This is a genomic window from Paenibacillus glycinis, assembly GCF_009909185.1.
GTDB lineage: Bacteria > Bacillota > Bacilli > Paenibacillales > Paenibacillaceae > Paenibacillus_Z > Paenibacillus_Z glycinis.
Genome location: NZ_JAAAMV010000029.1, coordinates 13833 through 39402 on the forward strand (window position 1 = coordinate 13833; position 25570 = coordinate 39402).

Consider the following 25570-nt stretch of genomic DNA (forward strand, 5'->3'; position numbering starts at 1 on the left):
CGTTTTCGATGTTAAATAGAGAAATTTACGATTAGAGGAGAGAAATCAATGACTCAAGCATATCCGCTGCAATTCAAACCTGAAATGAAAGAACGCATCTGGGGCGGCCGCGCGCTGGAGCAATTCGGACTCGAGCTGCCGGACGGCGCCATCGGCGAAGGCTGGATGATCGGCGACCATCCCAACGGCACGACCAAAGTCATGAACGGCAGCCTTGCCGGACTTGGCCTCGACGAAATCCGCGAGCGATACGGACGCGAGTTCTTCGGCACGAAAGGCTATGTCGAGAACGGCCGCTTCCCGCTCCTGATCAAGCTGCTGGACTGCAACGACGACCTGTCCATCCAAGTGCATCCGACCGATTCGTACGAGAAGCTACCGAAAGGCGAGCTCGGCAAAACCGAAATGTGGTACATCCTGGCCGCCGAGCCCGGCGCCAAGATCATCTACGGGCTCAAGGAAGGCGTTGACCGCCCGGCGCTCGCCGCCGCTATCGAGGAAGGCCGCGTCATGGACTGCCTCCAGGAAGTTCCCGTCGAAGCCGGCGATGCGTTCTACATCCCGGCCGGCACCGTGCACGCCCTGTGCGCGGGCGTCGTCGTGGCCGAGATCCAGCAGAACTCCGATACGACGTACCGGGTGTTCGATTACAACCGTCCGGGACTCGACGGCAAGCTCCGCGAGCTGCACGTCGAGGACTCCCTCAACGTCACCGCGTACGAAGGCGCCGGCGCAAGCCGCATGAAGACGGACGGCATCGGCGGCAACGAATGGCTCGCGATCGCGGAATCGCCGTATTTCATCGTCGAGAAAGGCCTCGTGCGCGCGCCTTGGAAGCTGACGACGACGACGGAGTCGTTCGTGATCCTCGTCATCGCCGAAGGCAGCGGCACGCTCAGCTGGGACGGCGGCAAGCAGGACGTCAAGGCAGGCGAATGCTTCCTGCTTCCGGCGAGCCTCGGCGGCTACGAGCTGGACGGCCATCTGACCGTGCTCCGCAGCGTAACGCCATAAGCACGACGCTCAGCGTGCGTTCATAACCAATTCAGCAAAAAACGACAGCCGCAGAAGCGGATGTCGTTTTTTTGTCGTTCCTTTTGCACGCTAGGCGCCTTGGACGTTCACGACGAACGGCGCCGTATAGACGCGCCCCTGATACTGAAATTGCGCCCAGAGCTTATACACGCCCGCCTTCGGAAACGCCGCGTGGAACATGACGCTGGAGCCGGTGCTCATCTCGCTGACGGCATGGACATGCAGGTATTGCCGCGCGTTCTCGTCCAGAATGACGCAGTGCCCCGCCGTGCCGAGATACGGCTCCAACACGATCCGTTCGCCCGTGTCCGCCTTCCGTAGCGCGAAATCCAGCATGACCGTCCCGCCGGCCTTCAGCTCGTTCAGCTCCGGCATCGCGGACAGCTTGATCTCGATGCCGTCCACGGTGACGCTTGTCGGGGAAGCATCCGGCTTCAGCTTTGCGGCCCCGGGCTCTTCCCCGCCCACGTCGATCCACGTTTTGTAGACGGTAAGTCCTTTTCCGTCCGGCATGAATTCGGAGACGAGCAGGAACGGTCCGCCGTTGGGAAACGTCAGCTTCACCCCGAATCGCCCTTCGCCTTCGTACACGGGATGAAGATGCTGAAAATCCGCCAGGTCCTTGCTGACGACGATGAAATGCATCAGCTTCGTCATGTCTTCCGCGAATTCGTCGACCGGCCGGCCGGCAGGGTCCAGCACCTGAAGCGCCAGCGAGATCTCCTGGCCGCCCACGGGACGTCCGTCTTCGTCCATGCCATCCGCTTCCACCGCGACCCGATAGCCCCGGTCGGATACGTTGCCCATTTGTCCGGCCTGCTGAAGGTAATGCAGCAGGCCCTTCGTCGGCGGATGAACGTCCACGCCCGCCATCGTCGCGCTCCCGCAGCCGTTTAGCAGCAGAAGCAGCAGCGCGAGCAGGCTTACGGCGTATCCCATTCGCCGGGTCCCCTTTGCGTTCCTCATGGGGTTATCTCCCGACCGGCGGTTTCTGCGCCGCAAGCAGCTGCAAGCCCATCGACAGCAGCGTCGCTTCGACGATCGAGCCCGCCCACAGCTCCGTCTCCCAGCCGATGCCGTCCGAGATCGCCATCCACGCGTAATAAAAGCTCCACAGCGCGATCGGCACCGCGGCCGCGATGATTCGTTCGGCGGCGACCGAAGCGCGCCTCTCTCCGACCCCCAGCGCGCGATAGAGGACATCGCCGATCAAACCGGCAGCGAGCGCGATGAAGATCGACGGGTAATTCTGGAATCCGTCCAACACGTTCATCATGACGGCGATCAACGCGAAATGCAGCGCGATCGCGCCGAACGGCAGCTGCCATCGCTTCATGAGCAAAAATACCGGGAACATATACACGAGCGTATCGATCAGAATATAAGACAGTCCGCGCATCTCGTTATTTTCGGCAATGAGTCCGCCGCCGAATTGGCCCGCATACCAGTCTACGGTCGACGAGGCGGGCAAATTGTAGCGGAACATCCAGGCATACATGAGAAAGAAGCTCACGGCGCCGGTCGTGATGACCAGGGAAAGAAACGCGGGCGTGAACGCGGCCCATCCGGGTCTGGACACGGCGCCGTCATGCCAGCCGGCGCGGAAGGGACTGGACAGAATCAAGAGCGCGCCGAGCAGCAGGACCAAGTGGGTCGGACTCAGCAGCGCCGCCGTGCTCTGTTCGATGCCGAATACGGTATGCCAATACATATCGCCGAGCCCGCCAAGCAGAAAGACGACCACGCCGATCAGCCCGAGGCCGTAGCCGACGGGCGCGGCTTCCCGCCAGGTCGCGCCCGTCGCGATCTTCGACTGCCGGAGCAGCCAGCCCATCCAAACCGCCGAAGCCATGAAGCCCGAATACAAAATCGCATGCCAGGGGGTGAAGAACGTCTCCACGACGCCGTGATTGTGCGCAAACCCGTCCACGAACACGCCGCCGATGAGCCAAATGCCGAAAACGATCGTGACGTATTCCTTGCCCGCAGCCAAACGTACGGCCGGAATTTCGACTTTCGATAACGAAACCTGCATCCTTATCGCCTCCTTAGGATTTGAATCGTCCAATATCGCGTGCCTGGAATTAATGATAGCCGCTATAGACAAATATTGTAACTAGGCGCAGCATAATAAAAAAGAGGCCGCCGAATCATTCGGCGACCTCTTCCTTTCCCCGCAGCAAGCCGCTCGCTTCCAAGATGGAAACGACGGCAAACGCGGCGAAGATCGATAATAGGCACATCAGCGGATAACCGTAGCGCCCGAAGGTAATAAATGGTAGATGTATGAACCAATAGTAGAGAAACGGCAGCAGGATGAACAGCGCCGGCCTGAATCGCCTCCGCACGACCGTAAGGAAGATGCCGGCGAAGCCGATCAGCACGTAGAGCCAGTGCACGACGTTGATCGCCGGACGCGGCAGCCCGGGAACGGGCTTGGAGTAGAACGGATTGATGAACAGCTCGATCGATTTGCCTACCGTGAACCAATAGGCGTACGCCAGGGTCTGATGCTTGAAGCCGTAGGCAATCAGACGCTGCGCCGTCCGTTTCTGCTCGGCGTCGTAGCCGGCGAACAGGTTGTTGCTGTCTCCCTTGTATTCCGGGTATTGGTCGAAGAAGCCCTGCGGCGGCGCGGCCCGCTTGATCAGCGCGCCAAGCAGCATCGGATTGCCCGTGGACTTGGTGAACGGAATGAACTCGTGAAAGTCGTTGTAATTGCGAACCCACCAGGGCGTGAGCAGCAGCATGCTGCACGCGCCGACGATCGCCGTGTACTTGACGATCTCCTTCCAGCTGTAGCGGCGCATCAGCCATAGGACGAGCAGGCAAACGGGAATCAGCGCGCACTGCGGCTTCACGTAGCAAGCCAGCCCCAGCATGATGCCGGCAAAAACGTACGCGCCCGCCGTTCGCCGTTTCACCGCGTAAATAAAACTGGAAATAAGCAACAAAAACAGCACTTTGAACGTCGATTCGGTTAGAATCGCTCCCGAGGCGAACAAATTCGGTATGTACAGCGCATCCAGCAGCACGGCCGCTACGGCTACCCGCCTCCCCAGCGTTTCCCGGGCCAGGATGAAGATCAAGTAGATCGAAGCCGCCTGCATCAGGCATTGCAGTAGACGGAAGCCCATAACGGCCGCGTCGCGGTCCAGAAACGAAACAAAGCCGCTCAGAAGCACGGGAATGGCCGGCATGATGAAGTTCGTCGGCTGCAGGCCGCTGTTGTACACGAGCGTGCCGCGCTCGACCAGCATCTGCGCGGAATACACGTACTTGACGTCGTCGTTGTCGCGTTTCTCGTAAGAGCCGAGCAGAAAATGATCCCCAAGCCAAAGCACGATCACGGCATGGACCAGAAAAACGGCCGCCATAAGCACCCATACGAACGTCCTCATGCGGGAGGTCTCCGAACGTAATGAAAACAAGAGTTCTGCTCCTTTCCAAATAACTGGTTTTCCAGCCTTGTTTTCTATTATACTATATAAGATTTGGTAGGAAGCAACCTCCGCACGGAAAGACGGGAAAGAAGGATAAGCAATGATACAGCAGCACCGCAGCAGCGACATTCTGGTCATCATTCCGGCCTACAACGAAGAAGCGACCTTGGCCAAGACCGTGAATGAATTGAAGCGGCATACGACCTACGATTTCGTCGTCATCGACGACGGCTCCAAGGACCGCACGCCGGACATTATACGCGAGCAAGGATTTCCTTCGCTGCGCCACGCCATCAATCTCGGCATCGGCGGCTCCATGCAGAGCGGCTACAAGTACGCCGACCGCGGCGGCTATGCCTACGCGATCCAGCTGGACGCGGACGGCCAGCACCGGCCCGAGGACATCGCGAAGCTGGTGGACGAAATCACGACCCACGGTTGGGACATGGTCATCGGCTCGCGCTTCGTCGCGAAAAGCAGCTACAGGGGCAGCCTGACCCGCCGGCTCGGAATCTTTTATTTCCACCAGCTGATCCGGCTGCTGACCGGCATTCCCGTGCATGACCCGACATCGGGCTTCCGCATCGTGGGAAGGGCGGCGATCGAGCAGTTCGCCCGCAGCTACCCGACGGACTATCCGGAGGTCGAGGTGCTCGTCAGTTTGTCCAAGCACGGCTTCCGGATCAAAGAAATCAGCGTCGAGATGCGCGGACGCCAAGGCGGCACGTCGTCCATCAACTGGTCCAAGTCGCTCTACTACATGCTGAAGGTGACCATGTTCTCGCTCATCCGCAAAAGCTTTTCCTAGACGCGGGTGCTCGCAGCTCGCTCTACGGATAAGACATGCAGTCGCACGGTCGACGAACCTCGAACGCATTGAAGCGTACATTGCAATCTATTAGCATACAATCAGCAATCTAAGCATACAAAAGCATACAATCGAAAGGGAAGCTAAGCCATGAACCAGCTTGTCGCAATCTTGATCACGCTCTTCTTCCTCGGGCTGATCGTCTACTTCACGGTAACGCAAAAGCTGAAGGACCGGTATGCGTTCCTCTGGCTCGTGACCGCCTCCGCCGGCGTGCTGGCCGCCGCGTGCATCCCGCTGCTCAACCGGTTCGCCGTATGGATCGGCATTGCCTATATGCCGACCTTCGTGTTTCTCGTGACGATCATCTTCATCCTCGCGCTGCTCGTGCGCCAGACGATCAGCTTGTCCAAGCAATCCGACCGAATCAAGACCTTGACCCAAGAGTTTGCCGTCATGGAGAAGCGGCTGCTGGAGCTCGGGCATGCGGCGGAAGGACGCGAGACCACATGAACCTCGTCCAATTCCTGCTCATCCTGGCGAATACGCTGATGCTCGTGACGGGACAGTTTCTGTGGAAATACGGGCTCCTGCAGCGGGACAAGCCGTTCGAATCCTTGCGCGCCATTATTGAGCTGATGTTCTCGCCCTATATTCTAGGCGGACTGTTCATCTACGGCTGCGCGACCGTCCTCTGGCTCTTCATCGTGTCCAAGGTCGACCTCGGCTTGGCCTATCCGATCCAAAGCCTGGCCTACATCCTCTCCATCGTCGGAGCGTACTACCTGTTCGGCGAGTCGCTGTCCGGGCTGAAGATCGCGGGCTGCCTGCTCATTCTGGCCGGCGTCGCCTGCATCGGCCTGTCCGCTAGATACGCTTAAAAAAAGCACGAACCAGCGAAACGCCGCTTCCGGGAGCGGACTCGCTGGTTCGTGCTTTTTGGGTCGGCAAGACGGCATTCGCGCGGGCGTCTTATTGCTCCGGCTCGCTGATGCCGCAGCTATCGTCCGTGCATACTTGCCCGGTGTTGCTTTCGGTGGAGGAGGGGTCGATGAAAATCAACGGCTTTTCCTCCGCCCAGGTTCTGTTCAACACGTCCAGGAATACATCGCTCGACTGCGCGCCGGCCACCGCGTACCGGCGGTTGATGACGTAGAACGGCACGCCGTTCGCGCCGAGCATGGACGCCTCATGGCATTCCGCTTCCACTTCGGCCTTGAATTCGTCGCTGGCCAGCACCGCTTCGGCTTCCTTCGGATCGAGACCGATCTCCGCCGCTATGCCGGTCAGCGTGTCGATTTCCCCGATATGCTTGGCATCGGTGAAATACGCTTTGAACAGCAGCTCCGCCGCTTCCGTCCGTTTGCCGTAGCGCCCCGCGAAATGAATGAGCCGGTGCGCGTCCAGCGAATTCGCCGGAATCGCGTGCTCGAAATTGTACGTCAGCCCGAGCTCGGCGGCCTGATTCACGAGATTCTCGTGCATGCTGACCGACTGCTCCCGGCTGATGCCGTATTTCTCGGCCACCAGCCCGTAGGCGTCATGCTTCGGATGCTTCTCGGCGGCCGGATTCAGCTGAAAGCTTTTGTACTCGACCTCGATTTCCTCTTTATGCGCGAACTTCTCGAGTCCCGCTTCGAACCGGCGCTTCCCGATGTAGCAGAACGGGCAAGCGATGTCGGACCATACCTCTACCTTCATCATCGCACTCTCCATGGTCAGAATAAACGTCGTTGACTGTATTATACCGTCAACTTTCCGGCAGGTCGAATGTTCCGGCGCGCAATTTCGGCCAACGGCAGGAGTAAGCGTTTGCAGCGAGAATGTATAGTTCCGATACCCGTTAATTCGAAAAGGAGATCAGCGACGATGACGACGAATCTATTCAGCGAAAGCGCCAGGCACGCGTTGACTTGGACCAACGAGCCGGAGCGATGGACTTACGCGGACGACGGCGGACTTTTGATGCAGGCTCCGCCCAAGGCCGATTATTACCAAGACCCCGCCGGGAAGCATATCGCCGGCTCGGCGCCGTTCCTGCGGTTGCCTGCGGGCGATTCCTTCGCGCTGGCGACCCGGGTTAGCGCGGAGATGAAGCACCGCTACGATTCCGGCTGCCTCATGGTGCTGGCCGATGACCGGAACTGGGCGAAGCTGTGCTTCGAGCACAACGGACGTTACCCCACGATCGTGTCCGTCGTGACGAAGGACGGTTCCTCCGACGACTGCAACTCCGAGCGCGTCGACGTCGAGAAGCCTTATCTGCGCGTAACCAGGGCGGCTGCCTGCATCTCGTTCCATTATTCGACGAACGGCGAAGATTGGGAGCTGATCCGTTACTTCGGCATGCGGCTGCCCGCCGAATGCCAAGCCGGGGTCGTCGCGCAATCGCCGCAAGGAACGGGCTGCGCGGTCGCGTTCGATTTTCTGACGCTGACGGCGCTTCCCGTAAGCTAGCTAGAGCCGCCTGGCTCGCTTGCAGCCGACGGCGGCCATCCTGCGCCCGTCTCTTGCGCTGAGAGCAGAGTAATGCCGCACCGTTCATGCGTGCCGCCTCTAAAGCCGCAAATCGCCCGTTGCACGAGCAAGCAAATTTACTCGCTGCACGCAAAAGACCGCTTCCCCGTTCGGCGAACGGGAAAGCGGTCTTGGATTCAAGCCGTTGCGGCAATGAATGGCATGCATGGCGCGGGCTGCTGCACGCACCGGAGGATCCGGCTAACCGCGCAGGATCGATTCGATGGCAGCCAGCTCGCCGTCCGTGAACGACAGGTTGTTCAGCGCCGCGACGTTGTCTTCGATTTGGCTGACGCGGCTTGCGCCGATCAGCGCCGAGGTGACGCGTCCGCCGCGCAATACCCAGGCGAGGGACATTTGCGCCAGCGTTTGGCCGCGCTCTTGGGCGAGCGCGTTCAGCTTCTGCAGCTTCGCCACGACTTCCGGCGTGACCGCCCCTTCCTGCAGCGCGCCGGTCTTGCTTGCCGCGCGGGAATCGGCCGGAATGCCGCCCAAGTACTTGTTCGTCAGCAGCCCTTGCGCGAGCGGCACGAACGCGATGCTGCCGACGCCATGCTCGTCCAGCACGTCTTGCAGCCCGTTCTCGATCCAGCGGTCGAACATGTTGTAGCTCGGCTGGTGAATGAGCAGCGGCGTGCCTAGCTTCTTCATGATGCTAATCGCTTCCGCCGATTGCTCCGCGCTATAGCTAGAGATGCCGACGTAGAGCGCTTTGCCGGAACGGACGATCTGGTCGAGCGCGCCCATCGTTTCTTCGAGCGGCGTCTCCGGATCGAAGCGGTGGGAGTAGAAAATATCGACGTAATCCACGTTCATCCGTTTCAGGCTTTGATCCAGGCTCGCCGTCAAATATTTGCGCGAACCCCATTCGCCGTACGGGCCCGGCCACATGTAATATCCAGCCTTGGACGAGATGATCATCTCGTCGCGGTACGGCGCGAAGTCCGTCGTCATCATCCGGCCGAACATCTCTTCCGCGGAGCCCGCGGGCGGTCCGTAATTATTCGCCAGGTCGAGATGCGTAATGCCGAGGTCGAACGCCCGGCGAAGCATGGCCCGTCCGTTCTCGTACGTGTCGACACCGCCGAAATTATGCCAAAGTCCGAGCGAAATCGCGGGAAGCTTCAGTCCCGACTTCCCGACGCGATTGTAGATCATGGATGCATACCGTTCTGGATGCGCTGCGTATACCAACGAATATCTCTCCTTCTGCGAGCCGTATTATAAAGCCTCTCTCATCTTACCTCAGCCGCGGTGCCGGCTCAAGCTTGGGCAGCGGCAGCCAAGACCGGCAGCGTGAAGAATTCGGCGCTCCGTTGCTCGCCTTTGCCGCCGCCTCCGTACACGACGATCAGCAGCGTCTCCTCGTCCGCCGAGACCGTGCCCTCCGCCAGATAACGCCGCAGATCGAAGGGCAGCCGCTCGATGACGGCATGCTTCTGCAGCTCCTTCTCGCTTAGTCCGAGCGAAGCGAACGCCTCCGAGACGTCCGCCGGACGCTCCGCCAGCCGTTTCATCCAGCCGCTCCAGTCGCCCTTCTCCATGCTGAAGTCCCACCAGACCTTGCGCGGCTTGTAGTTGTGCCCGAGGAAATAATCCAGCTTCATCAGGCCCAGCGCGACCTCGAGCGACCATTGCCGCTCCAGCTGGTCCGCGCGGCCGACGTAGTCCTCCGACAGGAACGTCCACAGGCGCGAGAACAGGTCCTCCAGCTGATGGCCGATCTTCTGCCAGCCCCGGCCTTCCCAGAAATCGCCGAACAGCTGGAAGAAATCGAATGCCGACGGGAACGCCCGCTCGATCAGATAGAGCAGCGCATGGTCCATCCGGTGCGCGTTCCAATACTTCTCGAGCACGTCCTCGACGCGCTTGATTCGCACGATATCCGAGAACGGCAAAATATCGTTGCCGAGAATCTCGTACGGCGCCCGGTCCATGTAGATGTAGCCGTGCTTCTTCGCGTCGATGCGCATGCCCGTGCCGCGCAGCATCTTGAGGAAGCCGAGCTGCAGCTCCTCCGGACGAAGTTCGAAGACGTCGTTGAACGTTTTGCGGAACGAGTCGTAATTCTCGTGCGGCAGGCCGGCGATCAAGTCGAGATGCTGGTCGATCTTGCCGCTCTCCTTCACCTTCATGACCGTGCGCGACAGCTTCATGAAGTTCTGGCGCCGCTGCACCGCCTCGTTCGTCAGGTCGTTCGTCGACTGCACGCCGATCTCGAAGCGGAAGATGCCCGGCGGCGCGTGCTCCGACAAATAATCGAGCACCTCCGGTCGCATGATATCCGCCGTGATCTCGAATTGGAACACGCAGCCGCGGTGGTTCTCGATCAGAAACTTGAAGATTTCGAGCGCGTAATCCCGCTTGATGTTGAATGTCCGGTCCACGAACTTGATCAGCTTCGCGCCGGAATCGATCAGATACAGAATATCGGATTTGGTCCGTTCCATGTCGAAGTAGCGGACGCCGACCTCGATGCTCGACAAGCAGAACTGGCAGCTGAACGGGCAGCCGCGGCTCGTCTCGAAATAAACGACGCGGCTCGCGAGACGCGAGACGTCCTCCGGAAACCGGTGCGGAGAGGGCAGCGTCGCCAGGTCCAGCTTCGGACGCGGCGGGTTGACGATGACCTCGATCCGTCCTTCCTCGTGCTCCTTGCGGTAGGCAAGCCCGAACACCATATGAAACTTGCGGCTGCCCGACAGCTCCGTGAGCAGATGGTGGAACGTCTCCTCGCCTTCGCCGACGACGATATAGTCGACCTGTCCCAGGCGCTCCAGCCACTGGGCCGAATCGTAGCTCACTTCGGGACCCCCGAGCACGATCCGAAGCTCCGGCTTGATTTTGCGCAGCATGTCGATGACCGTGATCGTCTCTTCGATGTTCCAAATATAGCAGGAGAAGCCCACGACGTCGGGAGCGTGCGCGAACAGATCCGCCACGATGTTCATGGCCGGATCCTTGATGGTGTATTCCGCGATATCGATATCGAAATCCTTCTCGCTGTAGGCCTTCAAGCAGCGAAGCGCCAGCGAGGTGTGTATATATTTGGCGTTCAAGGTCGCCAGTACGACTTTCATGTTCGTGATTCCTGCCTTTTTCGCGAATTGGACTAGTCTCTATTGTACCGAACTCGACCGCAAAAAAGAAGAGCGGCCCCCTCGAAGCCCCCGCCGCATGCCGCCGGCCGGAATTTCGAAAGGTACCGCTCTTCGCTCGTTCGAAGGCTTGCGCGCTTACGCGTTCACCCGAACGATCGCTTTTTCTTTGCCTTGATAGTCGATGACCGGGAAGCGCACGCGCCACGTGCCGTCTCCGAGCGCCGTTACTTGGCTAGCCTCGAAGCCTCTCGGTTCGAAGCTGAACGTCTGATCGTAGTAGACCGTCAGCTGGATATTCTCGTCCGGCAGCATGTCGCGAAGCTGCGAGCCCGCGTCGATCGCCCAGAAGCGCATGTCTTCGCTGGCCGCATGCCCGTAGACCATGTAGAACGTCGGATCGATGACCGCCGTAATGACGAGCCAGCCGTCCGCGTCCCGCGTCACTTCGAACTTCTTCAGCTCGGTCGTGCCCTGCGACGACTGAATCTCGGAGAAGTTATCCTCCACCACGTCGCGGATCTGATCCGTCGTCGCGTCCTTGAGCGAGTCCGGGAGCTTCTTCGGCAAGAAGGCGATTTTGGCCGGCGGGTTCTCTTCGATGTCGTACAGCAGCATCAGGATGTTGTCCGAAGCGACGGCGAAATTCAAATCCGCCTGCGTATCGTCGATCCCCGCGGCCGTGATGCCGATCAGCTGGCCGAAGTCGTTGAACAGGCCGCCGCCGGAGCTGCCGTGGTCGATCGGGGCGCTCGTCTGGTAATACTCCGTGTTGCCCTCGTACGTGATGTTGCTGATAACGCCGTCCGATACGGTGTTTTGGATGCCGAGCGGGCTGCCGATGGCGACGACGTGGTCGCCTTTGGACGCCTCGAGGCCGATGGCAACCGGCGCGATATTGAGCGGCGTCTTCGTCTTCACGACCGCCAAATCGCTCTCCTCGTCATAGCCGACGATGCCTTCGAGCTCCACTTCCTGGCCGTTCAGCAGCGTCGCGCTGCCTTTGGACGTATCGACGATGACGTGATAATTGGTCAAAATCTCGTCCTTGCCGACGACGACGCCGCTGCCTTGGCCGATCTCCGTCGTGATCATCACGATCTTGCCGTCGTTCTGATCCACGATCTGCTTGGTGGTCAGCGCTTTGGGCTTGCTCGCTTCCTCTTCCTTCTCCCAAGCTTCCAGCTTCTTCTGCAGCAGCGCTTCGGCGGAGGTAATGCGGATCGCATGCTTCGCCGTGTCGTACTGCACGTCGGCGCCCAGCGCTTCGGCCACGAAACGAAGCGGCACCATCGTCGCGCCGTTCACTTGCTGCGGCGCTTCCGCGAGCGAGAGCGTTTTGCCGTTCCTGACGGCCCGCTTGGAGCCGATCTGCAGCGAGATCGTCGTGCCGCCTTTGACGGCCAATATCGTCTTCGTGCCGCCTTCCCAGGTCACGCTGGAATGCAGCGCCTTGAAGATCGCGCGCATCGGGACGAGCACGTTGCCTTTCAACGTCACCGGGGACGGGCTGAGCGCAAGCTTCGCGCCGTCGACGGTCACGGAGATCGCAGCGGTCTGCGCCGTGGCCGCGGAGACGGAATCCGGCGCTCCCAGAATGGACACCGGGGTCAGAACGAGTCCCGCGGCAAGCACGGACGAGAGCAGCGTGCGCTTCATGGTCACTTTCAAATTCACGGTTGTTTCCTCCATAATCTCCTAAATCTTGCGTCATATTATGGTATCACTGCGAGTCTAGTTTGTCTATGAAATCGGCGTGAAGGAAAATAGAAGAATTAGTGAATGCTGGAAAAATCCGACGCGATCGATTCGCGGTTCGCCTGCATGCTTACTGCTGCTTGAATTCCGTCGGCGTCAAGCCGGTCTCTTCTTTGAAATTCCGCGAGAAATAGTGCACGCTGGCATACCCGAGCCGCTCCGCGATCGCTTCCGTCTTCTCGCCGCTCAGCAGGTGGAATTTCGCCTTGCGGATCCGCTGCGAGATCAGGTACTGCTTCGGGTTGTCGCCCGTGCACTTCCGGAACAGCGACGAGAAGTAGACGGCATGGTAACCGCAGAGCGCGGCAAGCTCGGCCACGGTCCAATTCTTCTCCGGTTCCCGGTGAATCGCCTGCAGCGCGGGCTCGATCTTGCTCTGCTCCGCCGATTGCGGCCGGTCGGCCAGGCGGTTGCGGACGACAAGCAGCAGCAGCTCCGTCATCAGCGAGCGGAGCAGCATCGCATAGCCGGGCTGCTCGTTCATGTACTCCTTGACGATCCGCATCAAGGTGGGCTCAAGCCCCGGAACCGCCAGGAACGGAGGAAGCTCCAGCTCCTCCCCGCCGTCAAGGGCCAGCAGGTGGCGGCGACGAAGGCTCCCGGCCATCGCTTCCTCGCTGGACGCCGCGATCGAGAACGCGGGATGCACCGGAACCGGAGAAGCATGGCGAAAATGAAAATGGATGCCGATGAAGGCGGCCTCCTCCAGGATCGTGATGCCGTGCGGACAATCCGGCCCGTACAGCGCGAATTCGCCTGGCGCGAGCAGCCGGACATCTCCGCCGACGGCGATCTTCGCCCGGCCGGACAATAAGTAGAAGAGCTGATAGTCCGGGATGATCCGCGGACCGAACACCGACCCGGCCCCGATCAGGGCATGACTCGCAAAATTAACCGTCGGCTGCAGCTCTTCGAGCGCCCCGATGAGGATTTCCTCTTCGCGCTGCGACATGGCGGCACGGCTCCTCTCGCAGAAGCGCCGGCCGACCGCCGCCGCTTCAAGGATATTAGAAAAGTGCAAAGCCCTGTTTCGTCTGTGTAAATACACCGCTTTCATCCTGCGCTATGCTTAGTTCATGGCAAGGCGAAATCAGCGAAAACGAACGCTCAGGGAGGAATACTGCTATGTTAAGTCAAGCACAATTGGCCGAATTTGAAAACAACGGGTTTTTGAAAGGCGACGTCGTTCTGAACGACGCGGAAGTGGAGGCGCTGCGCGAGGAGCTCGACAAGGTCATGAACGGCGAATCGGTAAATAAGCCCGTGCTGAACCGCAATATGCTGGAGTCGGATTCGCCGTACGACAACATGAAGATGATCGCGAGCGAGCGGGTCGTGCAAATCGTCAATATTTGGATGGCGAGCGACCTCTACCTGCAGCATGCGGGGAACGCGCGGATCTGCGAGGAAGTCGCGCAGCTCTCGCATACGAACTCGCTGCGCATTTGGCATGACCAGATCCAATACAAACCGCCGGTGACGGGCGGACCGACGGCCTGGCATCAGGATCATCCGCTCTGGCCGATCATCCAGCCGGCCGATCTCGTCAGCGCCTGGGTCGCGCTCGACGATGCCGTCATCGAGAACGGCTGCATGTGGATGGTGCCGGGCAGCCATAAGTGGGGCAACCACCAGCGCTACCTGTCGAGCACCAAAGACTTCAAGCCGTTCCACAAGCAGCCGGAAATGCTGCCGAACAACGCCAACGTCGAAGCCGTCCCGTTCGAAATCAAGAAGGGGCAGGTCGGCTACCATCACTGCCTCACCTGGCACGGCAGCCCGCATAACCGTTCGGACATGAAGCGCCGCGCCATCGCCGTTCATTACATGCCGGGCCATACGCGCTACGAGCCGATCGGCGAGCATGCCATGCTTTCTTACGTGAACGTGCAGCCGGGCGAACTGCTCGTCGGCGACCACTTCCCCGAGGTGTATAAGAAGCAAGGCGTGCAAATCTAACCGGCCTTCGGCTGCAGAACCTTCATCTCCGCTTTTCGGCGGGATGGAGGTTTTTCCTTTTTGCGGGGAGGCCTTTTCCTTAGCAGTCCGTGACGGACGTGCAGCTTTGTCGGCGGGCAGCTCGGCGGCCGCCGAGCTGCGGCAGCCGCCTAAACCATGCAGCGTCGCTGCTAAGATAGCTCCCCCGCCGCCGGCGCCGAATCGCGCCAAGCCCTTTATTGGTACCGGCCGCACTGCGGCCAAGGTTTGTAAGGCATCGCTACTTTCGGTATAGTAGGAGTCAGATTGATTGTTTAGGAGCGTATAAGAGTCATGGAAAAGAAACGTCCGTATAAACCCGCCGCCGCGAACGGCGGCCCGAACGGCAAACCGGCGGCCCGCGGCAAATCCTCGCCGCAAGGCGGTCCCCGCGCGCAGCTCAACGCCGCCGGCCGAGCGACCGCCGGCAAACCGGCTGCCGCGCCGCGCGTGCCCGTCAAGCCGGCCGCCCGCACCTACGAGGTAAAAGAACCGGCAGAACTGTTCGCCTTCCTGCTTCAGCATGTCGCGGGAGAAGGCCGCAATGCCATCAAATCCATGCTGAGCCGCGGGCAGATCGCCGTAGACGGCAAGCCGGTCAAGCTCTACAATTACGCGCTGCAACCCGGCCAGAAGGTCGCCGTCTCCAAGGAACGCATCGCGGAGAAGCCGCCGCTGATCGGCCTGACCATTCTTCACGAGGACGACGACATCATCGTCGTGGTGAAGGACGCGGGGCTCCTCTCCATCGCCTCCGAGCAAGAAAGCGAGCTGACCGCATACCGGCAATTGACGGCGCATGTGCGCGCATCCGACCCCCGCAGCCGGATCTTCGTCCTGCACCGGCTCGACCGCGACACGTCGGGCGTCATGATGTTCGCGAAGAACGAGCAAGCCCAGCAGGAGCTGCAGACGACTTGGCAGGACAGCGTCGAGGAACGCACCTATATCGCGCTCGTCGAGGGCAAAGTGAAGAAACCGGAGGGCACGATTTCGTCGTACCTCAAGGAGAGCAAGACGCTGAAAATGTACTCCACGAACAACCCGACCGACGCGCAGCATGCCGTTACCCACTACAAGGTACTTCAAAGCAACGCGAGTTTCTCCCTGCTGGAGGTGTCGCTCGAGACCGGGCGCAAGAACCAGATCCGCGTGCACATGGAAGACATCGGCCATCCCATCGTCGGCGACAAGAAATACGGCTCCAGATCCCGGGCCATCGGCCGGTTAGGCCTGCACGCCCGCGTATTGGCGTTCAAGCATCCCGCGACGGGCAAGCTCGCGCGATTCGAGACCGACATTCCGAAATCGTTCCTGAATCCGTTCAAGGAAGGGTTCACGGCCAAATAACGATGATCGAGGCGATAAGAAAGAGGTAAGCCCATGTCCAAAGCAGACAACATGCTCGCCATCCTCTGGCTGCTCAAAGCAAACAAGCGCATGACGGCCAAACAGCTGGCCGATGCGCTGGAGATGCATATTCGCACGGTATACCGCTACATCGACGCGCTGTGCGCCAGCGGCGTGCCGATCGTGGCGGATTCCGGGCATAACGGCGGCTACAGCCTGCTCGCCCAGTTCAAGGAGTCGCCGCTGTTCTTCGACATGGGGGAACAGAAGGCGCTTATTCAAGCGGCCGTCTTCGCCCAGGAAGCGGGCTATCCCTACGGCGACGTGCTCCGGCAGGCGCTCGCGAAGCTGAAGCTGTACGCGAACGAGGATCAACGAAGCGCGATCGACAAGCATCTGGTCGGCTTCGACGTCATCAGCTCCGGCGCCGATGCCGGCATGGAACCGCTGCTGCGGCAGCTCGAGAGTGCCGTGGCCGCGAACGCGACGATGCTGATCGAGCATCTGAAGGGCGTCGGGCTTGAGCCGCAGCGGCGGCAGATCGATCCCTACGGTCTCGTGCATTGGAAGGGCAAATGGTATATCGTCGCCCACTGTCACCTCCGCCAAGAGATCCGCAGCTTCCGCGTGGACCGCATCCTCTCCGCCTCTCCGACGGAAGGCGCCTTCAGCCGGCCAGAGGATTTCTCTGCGCGCGCGTATATGCTTCGATTTCTGAAGCCGTGGAGCGGTTCGGACGGCGATAAGCCCGTTACCGTCATCGTGCGGGGCCAGCCGGGAACGCTGAACGCGCTGTGCGAGACGGGGCCGTTCGGCGACGCGCTCGTCGAACGCACGAAGGAACAGGCGCATTTTCTGCTGGAAGAAGACATGCTTCTCACCTACGTGCCCTACTACCTGATCGGATTCGGAGCGAAGCTCGACATCCTCTCTCCCCCTGAATTACGGACGCGCATGGCCGACCTCGCCTTGGAGCTGCACAGACACTACCAACTACCGCTGTAACGATATGCCGCTGCCCGAGCCGATGCCGCCCTGGCTCTTCTGATAAGCGTCAAGCTGGTCCGCCGGATTCAAGACGGCATTCCCGTGGCAAACCTCCAGCCGCTTCGGACGCAGCTTGCGCACGATCTCGCTGCTTCGGAGCGCTTCCGCCATGTCCGCCGTGAACATCGGCATCGGCTTGCGGAGACGGCCCTTCTTCGAAGTGAACAAATCGCCCGCCAGCATGACGCCGTCCTGCCCATGATAATACACGACGTGGCCCGGCGAATGGCCCGGCGTCAGATGGGGCGTCAAGCCCCCGATCGGGGCAAGCTTGCCATCCGCCGCGGCCGCAAGCGGTCGGGCCAATCCGGGCTGCACGGATTGCGCAGCTTTCTTGCGGCGCGGGTACGCCGTGCGGCCTTCCATATAAGGAATTTCAATGGCATGGGCGTATACGGTCACGTCCGGATATTTCTCTAGCAAGCCCTTCACGGCGCCGACATGGTCGGAATGGCCGTGCGTCAGCACGATACGGCGAAGCGGGCGGCCGAGCTGCTTCTCGACGAATGCCGCGATGCCCTTCGTCATCATCGATATCCCCGCGTCCACCAGCGTAATGCCGTCCTCTTCCTCGACCGCCCAGATATGAATCGGAATGATCATCCAGGTGCTCAAGCTCCATACATGCTCGGAAATCCGTTCGATCTTCATTATTCATCCGCTCCTTTTAACATAACCAGTGGTTACTAACCGTTGGTTATAATATAATTTATATCCGTGGCGCTGTCAATAACCAATTTGGAAACGAGTACCGCGATTAAGCCGCACAGGGCTTTCCTCCTCGCTGCAGAAGCCGTGATCGGTTCCGTCCCGCTTGTTGCTTCGTGCCTGTCGATCAGGGCAGGCAGACGACGGCATTCGCCAAATTGAGGAATTGTAAACATGGGCGAGCATGCGGAAGGATATGGCAATATTTCGGCGATATTCAGTCGATTTTATAATATTCTGAATATTTACAAAATTTAAAAACGCCTGTACACTGAGGTCAGATCAAACAAGACGAACGCTTCCAAGACGAACGCTTCGCCTTCGGGAGACGCCTTCGACACTGTTGATCGGCAGTCCACTTTCTATGGGAGAGGGGATAGTCCATTGGAGAATGTCAGCGAAGCATGTTTCCATCTTATCCGCGAAAGGAGCCAGGCGGATTCGTGAAACAAGGAGCATGCGGGGACCGAAAAGCGCAAGCAATCAATCGGAAACGAAAATCTGAAAATGTGGTTGGCTGCATTTAGAATGGAGAGCGGTAAATAATTGAATAGGCGCATGTCGAACGAATAGGGATTCCGGTTGTCAGCAGACAAGCGGGATCCCTATTAACGTTTCGGCCAACGCTTCTGCGCGCATGCTGCAATCGGCGTCTCTTTCGTCTGCTAGGGAAGTGCCCCTTGACCTGCGCATCTAATTAGAATATTATCTAATTAGATATTCATTAAATCAGTTGAAGGAGACGCATATCGCATGATGCAGCTCGACAAGATCGTCAATTATCACAAAGCGCTGGCCGATCCCACCCGCATCCGCATGCTGATCCTGCTGTCCGAAGGCGAGATGACCGGCCAGGAGCTGGCCGAGAAGCTTTATCTCTCCCCCGCCACGATCACGCACCATGCCGCCAAGCTACGCGCCGTGAGCCTTATTCATGAGCGGCGCGACAAGAACGCCATTTATTTTTCGCTGGACCAGTACTTTCTGAAGCAATACGAGGGCTCTCTGCAGACGCTCCTGGCCAAGCCCGCGAACGCCCTTGCAAAGGAGGTGGAACCGATGGACGAGAAGAACGAACGGCTGAAAGCGTCCGTGCTGCGCAATTTCTTTACCGCGGAAGGCAAGCTGAAGCATATCCCCGCCCAACTCAAAAAGAAACGCATCGTGCTGGAGTCGCTTGCGGAGCAGCTGCAGGAAGGCCGCAGCTATTCGGAGAAGGAATTGAACGCATTCATCAAGCAGTATCATCCCGACTTCGCGACGATTCGGCGGGAATTCATCATGCATGCGTATCTCTACCGGGAGCAGGAAGTGTACGAACGCAACCCGCGCGAAATGTGGGAGCGCTGGGAGACGCTGGCGTAACTGCCGATCGGCGTCCCCGCGCTTGGAGATGCTGGCGCGCGTCCAGCTAGAACGTCGCTAATTAATTTATGCCTCCTGCCACAGGAGACGGAGATTATCCATCGCGATCCTAGACGAAGCCTTGCATTCTTCCATCCCTTCGAATTCGACGGTCATGTTGCCGTCATACCCGGAATCCTTGATCAGCTTGAGAATGCGGCGGATCGGAATGTCGCCGTGCCCGACGATCGCGCCGCGCAGGTAGTTGCCGTTGCTGGTACGGAACCAGTCGCCTCCGCCCGGCGGCTCGTCGAACGGTCGGAAATAGAAGTCCTTGACATGCACCAACGAGGCATAAGGCAGGTTCTTCATGACGCCGATGACCGGATTCTCGTCCACGCACATGAAATTGCCGATGTCGAGCGTCGTCCGGAAATTCGGGCGGTCCACCGCCTGCAGGACCCGCTGCACGCGATCGCTCGCCTGGACGCTGAAGCCATGATTCTCGATCGTCGTCGTGATGCCGTATTCCGCCGCATAATCGGCAATGATGCGGCTTCCTTTGACGATAAGCGGTAAGCTTTCCTCGAACCACGCGATCGTCATCTGCTCCTTCTCGATCGTAAACGCCGTGACGTCATGGCGCATATGCGTCATGCCAAGCCCGCGAACGAGATCGACATGCGATTTGACGCGGACGATCTCCGCTTCGAAGGCGGCTTCGTCCGGCTGCACGAAATTCGCCGGCATGGAGTAGTTGGACAGCTGGATGCCTGCTTCCTTCGCCTTTTGCTTCACGGCCTCGGCCAGCTCCGGGTTATCGACGAGCGTGAAGCCATAGGGCACGATCTCCATATGCTCTCCGCCGTTCTCGGCAATCCATGCAATGGCGTCGAGCACGGTCATTTCTCCCGACTTGAGCGCATTCAATAAACTATACGTGCTTAATCCGATTTTCATTGCGTTTTCCGCCTTTCCGCTAACCTGAATAAGATCCCATGCGCGCTTGCCGTGGACGCGCTCCGCAACCGATTTTGAACTATACGCCTTCGAACCCCGAATCGGCATCCTCCCCAAATAATGGGATCAAGACAATGATACGATGCCCGTCTATCCGCGGCAAGCGCCGTTCGGAGGAGAATCCATAACTCCCCTACGATTTCATGCCTGAGAACGCGCCGCGCGCACGAAAAAAAGCTGCCGAAACCCCAGGGGTTCCGTGCAGCTTTCTCGTTCTCGTGCCGATCGGCGCTATTCGCCGGTAATGTTGTTTTCCTTGAGAATGACGTCATGCGCGCCGCCCTCGACGATGCTGGTCGCGGACACGAGCGTGATGCGCGCGTTGCGCTGCAGCTCCGGTATGGTGATTGAGCCGCAGTTGCACATGGTCGATTTGATTTTGTGGATCGTCTTGCCTAGGTTCTCCTGCAGGCTGCCCGCGTACGGCACGTAGGAATCGACGCCCTCCTCGAACATGAGGCCCGCCTTGCCGCCGGTGTCGTACCGCTCCCAGTTGCGGGCGCGGTTGGAGCCTTCGCCCCAGAATTCCTTCACGAAATTGTTGCCGACCTTCAGCTTGCGCGTCGGGCTTTCGTCGAAACGGGCGAAGTAGCGGCCCATCATGACGAAGTCCGCGCCCATGGCCAGCGCCAGCGTGATGTGGTAGTCGTGCACGATGCCGCCGTCGGAGCAGATCGGCACGTAGATGCCGGTTTGCTCGTAGTACTCGTCGCGCGCCGCGGCCACTTCGATCAGCGCGGAAGCCTGACCGCGGCCGATGCCTTTCTGTTCGCGCGTGATGCAGATGGAACCGCCGCCGATGCCGATCTTGATGAAGTCGGCGCCCGCCTCGACGAGGTACAGGAAGCCTTCGCGGTCGACCACGTTGCCCGCGCCGATCTTGACGTCGTCGAAGTTCGATTTGACGTATTCGATCGTGTCCTTCTGCCACTCCGAGTAACCGTCCGAGGAATCGATGACCAGTACGTCCACGCCTGCCGCGACGAGCGCCGGCACGCGTTCCGTGTAATCCTTCGTGTTGATGCCCGCGCCGACGATATAGCTTTTGTTCGCGTCGAGCAGTTCGGTCGGATTTTCTTTATGTTCGTCATAGTCTTTGCGGAACACCAGGTATTCCAGGTTGCCTTCGTCGCTCACGACCGGCAGGCAGTTCAGCTTGTGATCCCAGATGAGATCGTTCGCTTCCGACAGCGTGATGCCGGATTTCCCGTAGATCAGCTTCGCGAACGGCGTCATGAAATCGCCGACGGATTTGGACAGCGAATCCCGGCTGATCCGATAGTCGCGGCCCGTTACGATGCCGAGCAGCTTGCCTTTCGGCGAGCCGTCGCTCGTGATGGCGACGGTGGAGTGACCCGTCCGTTCCTTCAGCTCCAGCACGTCCTTCAACGTATGGCTTGGCATCAGGTTCGAGCGGCTGACGACGAAGCCCGCCTTGTAGCTCTTCGCCTTGCGAACCATTTCCGCCTGGCTTTCTACGGTTTGCGAGCCGAAGATAAACGAGATGCCGCCGCTGCGCGCAAGCGCCACGGCCATGCGGTCGTCCGAGACGGCCTGCATGACGGCGGAGGCGAACGGAATATTGAGCGAATACGCCGGCGTTTCGCCTTTCTTGAATTTCACGATCGGGGTCTTGAGCGATACGTTGGACGGGTTGCAGTTCTTGGTCGTCAGATTCGGCACCAGCAGAAATTCGCTGAAGGTGCGGGACGGTTCCATATAAAAATGAGCCAAAAAATGTCGCCTCCTGCAGGATGGATTCCGGATAAATTTTTACAAGCATATCACAGAGCCCAAAAACAAGCAATGGAAGCGCGGATTTTGGTTATTTGCCGGAGGAGGCGACGGATTCCGCCGCCCGCAGCAGATCCATCGCCTTGTTGCGCTGCGGATCCTCCGTCTGGAATTTGTCCGTCAACCGCGCCAAAATCCGGTAAGCCGTCTTATCGTTCATATCGCCGTTGACCGGCAGCGATTCATGCTGTTGGAACGCGCGCACCGCCGCCGCCGTCGCCTCGTCGTAGACGCCCGATCCCGTGCCGGTGTCGTAGCCGATCGCCTGCAGCATCTTCTGCACCGTCACGACGGTGTCGCCGTAATCGCCGATCGTCAGCTTGAGTCCTGCATCGAGCCTCGGCAGCAGCGCGTAATCCGGCGCCGCGACGGACACGTTCGGCTCGATGCCTTTCTTATGAATCCATTGGCCGTCCGGCGACCGCCACTGCGCCTCGGTCAGCTTCAGCACGGAACCGTCCTTCAATTGATTGAAATTTTGCACGATGCCCTTCCCGAACGTCTTCTCGCCCACGACCTGCGCGCCGGCCGTATCCTTGAGCGCCGCGGTCAGCACCTCGGCGGAGCTCGCCGTATGGGCGTCCACCAGGATGGCGATCGGCAGCGTCCACGGCTCCTTCTGGTTGGACTTATGCGTCAGCACCCGCTTCTCGTCCTTATACACGACCTGCACGATCGTCTTGCCTTTCGGCACGAAACGGTTCGCGATCTGGATCGTCGGATCGAGCAAGCCTCCGGGATTGCCGCGCAAATCGAGCAGCAGCGCCTTCATGCCCTGCTTCTGCAGGCTCGCGATGGCCGTGTCGAATTCCTGCGCCGTCTTCTCGGCGAACCGGCTGATCGTGATCTCGCCGATTCCGTTCGCCTTCATCTCCGAGGATACGGTCAGCACCGGCACGTCGCCGCGGACGACGGACACCGTCTGCAGCCCCGCTTGCCCTTGCCTTTGCACCTGCAGCTTGACCGTCGAGCCCGCTTTCCCCTGCAGCTTGCTTTTCAGCTCGTCGAAGGTCAGTCCCTTCACGGCCGCGCCGTCGATGTTCTCGATGACGTCTTCCTTCTTCAGCCCCGACTTCTCGGAAGGCGCGCCTTTAATGATGCTGTCGATGATGAAGGCGCCGTCCTCCTGGCGGATCTCCACGCCGATCCCGACGAAATGATCCTCGTAGGACTGCATGTAGGCCTCGCCTTTATCCTCCGACAAATAGACGGAATACGGATCCTGGAGCGAACCGACCATCCCTTCGGCGGCGCCGTCGACCAGCGCCTTGGACTTGGCGCCGTCCAGATAGTCATGCATGATTTCGTTGTACGCGTACGCTAAATTGCCGAACGCCTTATCTTTGATGATGGGATACTGCAGCAGCATGCTGAGCCGCCCCCCGGCAAATCCGGCCACGACCAAAATAGCCACGATCGCGACGAGCGTCGCCTGCCGCCGCTGTTTCCCCGCTTTTTCACCGAACCTATTCATTTCGACACCTCTTCCACAATGAACCTGTTTCCTCACTCTATCGCATTCGGAGTGTCGTCGCAAGTTCGCGCGGACGAGGACGAAAAAGACCCCTTGCGGCCGCGCGGCGGAGGACGGTTCAACCGTCGTTCCGCGCGTTCCGGGCAGGGGTCTTCGCGATCGTACGCGGCCGGATTAGCGATAGCCGATCGCTTCTTCCGGCCATCCGCTTATAGCGGAACGGACGCCGTCGATAAATTCAACCAGGCGCGCTCTTCCGCGCTGAGCGAGACCGGCAGCGCTTCGACGCTGTCCCGCAGCTCCGCCGGCGTCTGCGGTCCGATGATGGCCGCCACCGGGAACGGCTGGTTCAGCACGTACGCGAGCGCGATCTGGTTCGCGGTCACGCCGTACTTCTCCCCGAGCACCCCGGCTCTGCGCTTGCGTTCCCAATTCTCCTCGCCGTAATACACGCGCACCATCTCGGCGTCGTCCCGCTTCTCAGGCGCGCACCGGTCCGTGAAGAAGCCGCCGGATTGCGACGACCACGACAGAATCGGCAGCCGCGACTCCTCGTGCCAAGCCTCGTCCTCCGCCGTCGTCGACACGCAGCCCGCCCAGCGCGGCTCGTTCGGTCTCGCCAGGCCCAGGTTCGGGCTGCTGCAGCTGAAGCCGGTCATGCCGTGCTTGGCGGCGTGGGCATTGGCTTCTCGGATGCGCGACACGCTCCAGTTGGAAGCCCCTATCGCCCGGCAGCGTCCGGCGGCGAGCTGATCGTTCAAGCCTTCGAGAATATAGCCCACATGGACGTTGGGATCGTCGCGATGCAGCATATACAGATCGACGTAGTCCGTATCCAGCCGTTCGAGGGATTCCGTCAGGTCGCTCTGGATGCACGTCTTCGTCATGCGCGACTGCTCGTACGGATGCGCGCCTTTGCCGATGATGACGATATCGCCGCGGTTGCCGCGCGACGCCATCCATTTGCCGATGGCCTGCGCCGAGCTGACGCCGTAGATATGCCCGCTGTCGATGGTGTTGCCGCCTGCCGCGGCATAGGCATCCAGAAGCTGTCCGGAATAATCCATGTCTTCCGCCTTCAACATCATGGAGCCTTGAATCAATTGGGTAATGCCCTGCGCGATTCCTGCAACCTCGATCCGTTTCATGGTTCAGCTCTCCTTTATGCATGCATTGATCTATATTGATCATTATATACAAGGTTTGTGCGTGCCCATATCGAAATATATTGATATAGTTAGAACGATATTGACGATCATGCTCGAAATAGGAGACGACGCTATGTTCCGAAATCATCTCACGCTCCCGCTGCTGAACCGGGACCGCTTCTACTGCTTCCCCGAATCGGTCGGCCATTTTCATCCGGACCGCGAGCATCGCGTCCGCCGCTCGCCCGGTTCCATGCAGGAATTCAACCTGCATCTCGTCACCGCGGGAAGCGGCTTCGTCGAACTCGACGGCCAGCTTCACGAGCTGAAGGCCGGGGACGCCTTTCTTTACTTTCCCGGCGACGGGCAAGCCTACCGGGCTCATCCGGAGCATCCATGGGAGATCAAATGGACGCATTTCTACGGCAGCGGCATCGCGTCGGACTTGGCGGAACGCGGCTTCCACCGCACCGTTCCTTGGCGGCTGCGAACGTCGGCGGAGCTGGAAGCGCGCTTCGACGAGCTGATCGCCGAGATCGAACGCCACAAGCTGCTTCACCCGAGCCGGATCGCCATGCTCATGTACGGCGTGATCGCGGAATTCTTCGAGCAGGCCGAGCCGTTGATCGGTACGGAAGCCGGTTCCGGCGCGACGGCGGTCGAGCGCGTGCTGGCGCTGCTGCCCGAACTGCAAGCCTCCGCCGCCGAGCCGTTCGATCTGAACGCCTGGGCCGACCGCGCGGCGACGAACCGCTATTCGTTCTGCCGGTGGTTTCGGCGCGCCGTCGGCCAGACGCCGCTGGAATTCCTGACCATGTGCCGCATACAGCGGGCGAAGGCGCTGCTCGTGGAGCGGCAGGAGCTGAGCATCGGCGAGATCGCCCGCATGTCCGGCTACGAAACCGCCAGTTATTTCAATAAACGGTTCCAGGAAAGCGAAAACATGACGCCGACCGCCTACAGGCAGCAGTTCGCGGGGATGCGCGCTTTACGAATATAACGCTTGTTCCCGATTTCGTTTTCCGCTACAATCAATGGAAATGCAAGCG

General features: G+C 59.7%; 23 protein-coding genes. 10 read left to right on the top strand and 13 right to left on the bottom strand.

The features are described 5' to 3' along the window. The first annotated feature begins 48 nt into the window (after positions 1 to 48). The gene (locus GT019_RS27420) at positions 49 to 1014 is read left to right on the top strand and encodes a type I phosphomannose isomerase catalytic subunit (RefSeq protein WP_161746643.1); all 966 of its coding nucleotides are present in this window, start codon (positions 49 to 51) and stop codon (positions 1012 to 1014) included. A gap of 90 nt (positions 1015 to 1104) precedes the next feature. Here the strand turns inward: GT019_RS27420 and GT019_RS27425 are convergent, their stop codons facing one another. From GT019_RS27425 to GT019_RS27435, 3 genes are all read right to left on the bottom strand, one after another. Then, positions 1105 to 1974: a hypothetical protein gene (locus tag GT019_RS27425; RefSeq protein ID WP_161746644.1), complete on the bottom strand. Its 870-nt coding sequence runs from the start codon at positions 1972 to 1974 to the stop codon at positions 1105 to 1107. 31 nt (positions 1975 to 2005) lie between these two features. Further along, positions 2006 to 3070, bottom strand: coding sequence for a hypothetical protein (locus GT019_RS27430; protein ID WP_161746645.1), 1065 nt, complete (start codon positions 3068 to 3070; stop codon positions 2006 to 2008). Between the two features lie 115 nt (positions 3071 to 3185). Beyond that, positions 3186 to 4436 carry a glycosyltransferase family 39 protein gene (locus GT019_RS27435; RefSeq protein WP_161746646.1) on the bottom strand — a complete coding sequence of 417 codons (1251 nt, stop codon included), beginning with the start codon at positions 4434 to 4436 and terminating at the stop codon, positions 3186 to 3188. Between the two features lie 142 nt (positions 4437 to 4578). Between GT019_RS27435 and GT019_RS27440 the strand changes: the two genes are divergently transcribed. The 3 genes from GT019_RS27440 (at position 4579) to GT019_RS27450 (ending at position 6167) form a co-directional block, all read left to right on the top strand. After that, positions 4579 to 5286 (top strand): glycosyltransferase family 2 protein, encoded by a 708-nt coding sequence (locus GT019_RS27440; RefSeq protein ID WP_161746647.1) that lies wholly within the window; start codon positions 4579 to 4581, stop codon positions 5284 to 5286. A 150-nt stretch (positions 5287 to 5436) separates the two neighbouring features. Continuing rightward, the gene (locus GT019_RS27445) at positions 5437 to 5799 is read left to right on the top strand and encodes a DUF2304 domain-containing protein (RefSeq protein WP_161746648.1); all 363 of its coding nucleotides are present in this window, start codon (positions 5437 to 5439) and stop codon (positions 5797 to 5799) included. Further along, the gene (locus tag GT019_RS27450) at positions 5796 to 6167 is read left to right on the top strand and encodes an EamA family transporter (RefSeq protein ID WP_161746649.1); all 372 of its coding nucleotides are present in this window, start codon (positions 5796 to 5798) and stop codon (positions 6165 to 6167) included. Before GT019_RS27445 ends, GT019_RS27450 begins: the two co-directional genes overlap by 4 nt. A 91-nt stretch (positions 6168 to 6258) precedes the next feature. On the opposite strand, the gene GT019_RS27455 is transcribed toward GT019_RS27450, so the two are convergent. Continuing rightward, entirely contained in the window at positions 6259 to 6987 is a 729-nt protein-coding gene (locus GT019_RS27455) for a DsbA family oxidoreductase (RefSeq protein ID WP_161746650.1), read from the bottom strand. A 168-nt stretch (positions 6988 to 7155) separates the two neighbouring features. Between GT019_RS27455 and GT019_RS27460 the strand changes: the two genes are divergently transcribed. Further along, on the top strand, positions 7156 to 7743 hold the full coding sequence (locus GT019_RS27460; protein ID WP_161746651.1) for a DUF1349 domain-containing protein: 588 nt from the start codon (positions 7156 to 7158) through the stop codon (positions 7741 to 7743). A 261-nt stretch (positions 7744 to 8004) separates the two neighbouring features. Here GT019_RS27460 and mgrA read toward each other — a convergent pair whose 3' ends face one another. The 4 genes from mgrA to GT019_RS27480 all read right to left on the bottom strand — a co-directional run bounded on the left by mgrA (position 8005) and on the right by GT019_RS27480 (position 13611). Then, positions 8005 to 8997 (bottom strand): L-glyceraldehyde 3-phosphate reductase, encoded by a 993-nt coding sequence (mgrA, locus tag GT019_RS27465; protein ID WP_161746652.1) that lies wholly within the window; start codon positions 8995 to 8997, stop codon positions 8005 to 8007. A gap of 68 nt (positions 8998 to 9065) precedes the next feature. Further along, positions 9066 to 10883, bottom strand: a complete 1818-nt coding sequence (locus GT019_RS27470; protein ID WP_161746653.1) for a B12-binding domain-containing radical SAM protein — start codon at positions 10881 to 10883, stop codon at positions 9066 to 9068. A gap of 156 nt (positions 10884 to 11039) precedes the next feature. Next, complete coding sequence (locus tag GT019_RS27475) at positions 11040 to 12578, bottom strand: stalk domain-containing protein (protein WP_161746654.1); 1539 nt, start codon at positions 12576 to 12578, stop codon at positions 11040 to 11042. A gap of 151 nt (positions 12579 to 12729) precedes the next feature. Further along, positions 12730 to 13611, bottom strand: coding sequence for a helix-turn-helix domain-containing protein (locus tag GT019_RS27480; RefSeq protein ID WP_161746655.1), 882 nt, complete (start codon positions 13609 to 13611; stop codon positions 12730 to 12732). Between the two features lie 173 nt (positions 13612 to 13784). On the opposite strand from GT019_RS27480, the gene GT019_RS27485 reads away from it, so the two are divergent. The 3 genes from GT019_RS27485 to GT019_RS27495 all read left to right on the top strand — a co-directional run bounded on the left by GT019_RS27485 (position 13785) and on the right by GT019_RS27495 (position 16991). After that, positions 13785 to 14618, top strand: a complete 834-nt coding sequence (locus GT019_RS27485; RefSeq protein ID WP_161746656.1) for a phytanoyl-CoA dioxygenase family protein — start codon at positions 13785 to 13787, stop codon at positions 14616 to 14618. Between the two features lie 312 nt (positions 14619 to 14930). Continuing rightward, positions 14931 to 15986 carry an RluA family pseudouridine synthase gene (locus tag GT019_RS27490; protein WP_161746657.1) on the top strand — a complete coding sequence of 352 codons (1056 nt, stop codon included), beginning with the start codon at positions 14931 to 14933 and terminating at the stop codon, positions 15984 to 15986. A gap of 33 nt (positions 15987 to 16019) precedes the next feature. After that, positions 16020 to 16991 carry a helix-turn-helix transcriptional regulator gene (locus GT019_RS27495; RefSeq protein ID WP_161746658.1) on the top strand — a complete coding sequence of 324 codons (972 nt, stop codon included), beginning with the start codon at positions 16020 to 16022 and terminating at the stop codon, positions 16989 to 16991. Here the strand turns inward: GT019_RS27495 and GT019_RS27500 are convergent. After that, positions 16980 to 17684, bottom strand: coding sequence for an MBL fold metallo-hydrolase (locus tag GT019_RS27500; RefSeq protein WP_161746659.1), 705 nt, complete (start codon positions 17682 to 17684; stop codon positions 16980 to 16982). The genes GT019_RS27495 and GT019_RS27500 overlap by 12 nt on opposite strands. Before the next feature lie 813 nt (positions 17685 to 18497). On the opposite strand from GT019_RS27500, the gene GT019_RS27505 reads away from it, so the two are divergent. Next, a complete protein-coding gene (locus GT019_RS27505; protein WP_161746746.1) occupies positions 18498 to 19106 on the top strand; it encodes a DUF2087 domain-containing protein in 609 nt (202 codons plus the stop codon). 66 nt (positions 19107 to 19172) lie between these two features. On the opposite strand, the gene GT019_RS27510 is transcribed toward GT019_RS27505, so the two are convergent. The 4 genes from GT019_RS27510 to GT019_RS27525 form a co-directional block, all read right to left on the bottom strand. Next, positions 19173 to 20045 (bottom strand): sugar phosphate isomerase/epimerase family protein, encoded by an 873-nt coding sequence (locus tag GT019_RS27510; protein ID WP_161746660.1) that lies wholly within the window; start codon positions 20043 to 20045, stop codon positions 19173 to 19175. 291 nt (positions 20046 to 20336) lie between these two features. Next, the gene (locus GT019_RS27515) at positions 20337 to 21839 is read right to left on the bottom strand and encodes an IMP dehydrogenase (protein ID WP_161746661.1); all 1503 of its coding nucleotides are present in this window, start codon (positions 21837 to 21839) and stop codon (positions 20337 to 20339) included. A gap of 91 nt (positions 21840 to 21930) precedes the next feature. Next, a complete protein-coding gene (locus tag GT019_RS27520; RefSeq protein WP_161746662.1) occupies positions 21931 to 23373 on the bottom strand; it encodes a S41 family peptidase in 1443 nt (480 codons plus the stop codon). 209 nt (positions 23374 to 23582) lie between these two features. Next, entirely contained in the window at positions 23583 to 24521 is a 939-nt protein-coding gene (locus GT019_RS27525; protein ID WP_161746663.1) for an aldo/keto reductase, read from the bottom strand. 133 nt (positions 24522 to 24654) lie between these two features. Here GT019_RS27525 and GT019_RS27530 point away from each other — a divergent pair, with 133 nt between their 5' ends. Beyond that, entirely contained in the window at positions 24655 to 25521 is an 867-nt protein-coding gene (locus GT019_RS27530; RefSeq protein WP_161746664.1) for an AraC family transcriptional regulator, read from the top strand. Positions 25522 to 25570: the final 49 nt, after the last annotated feature.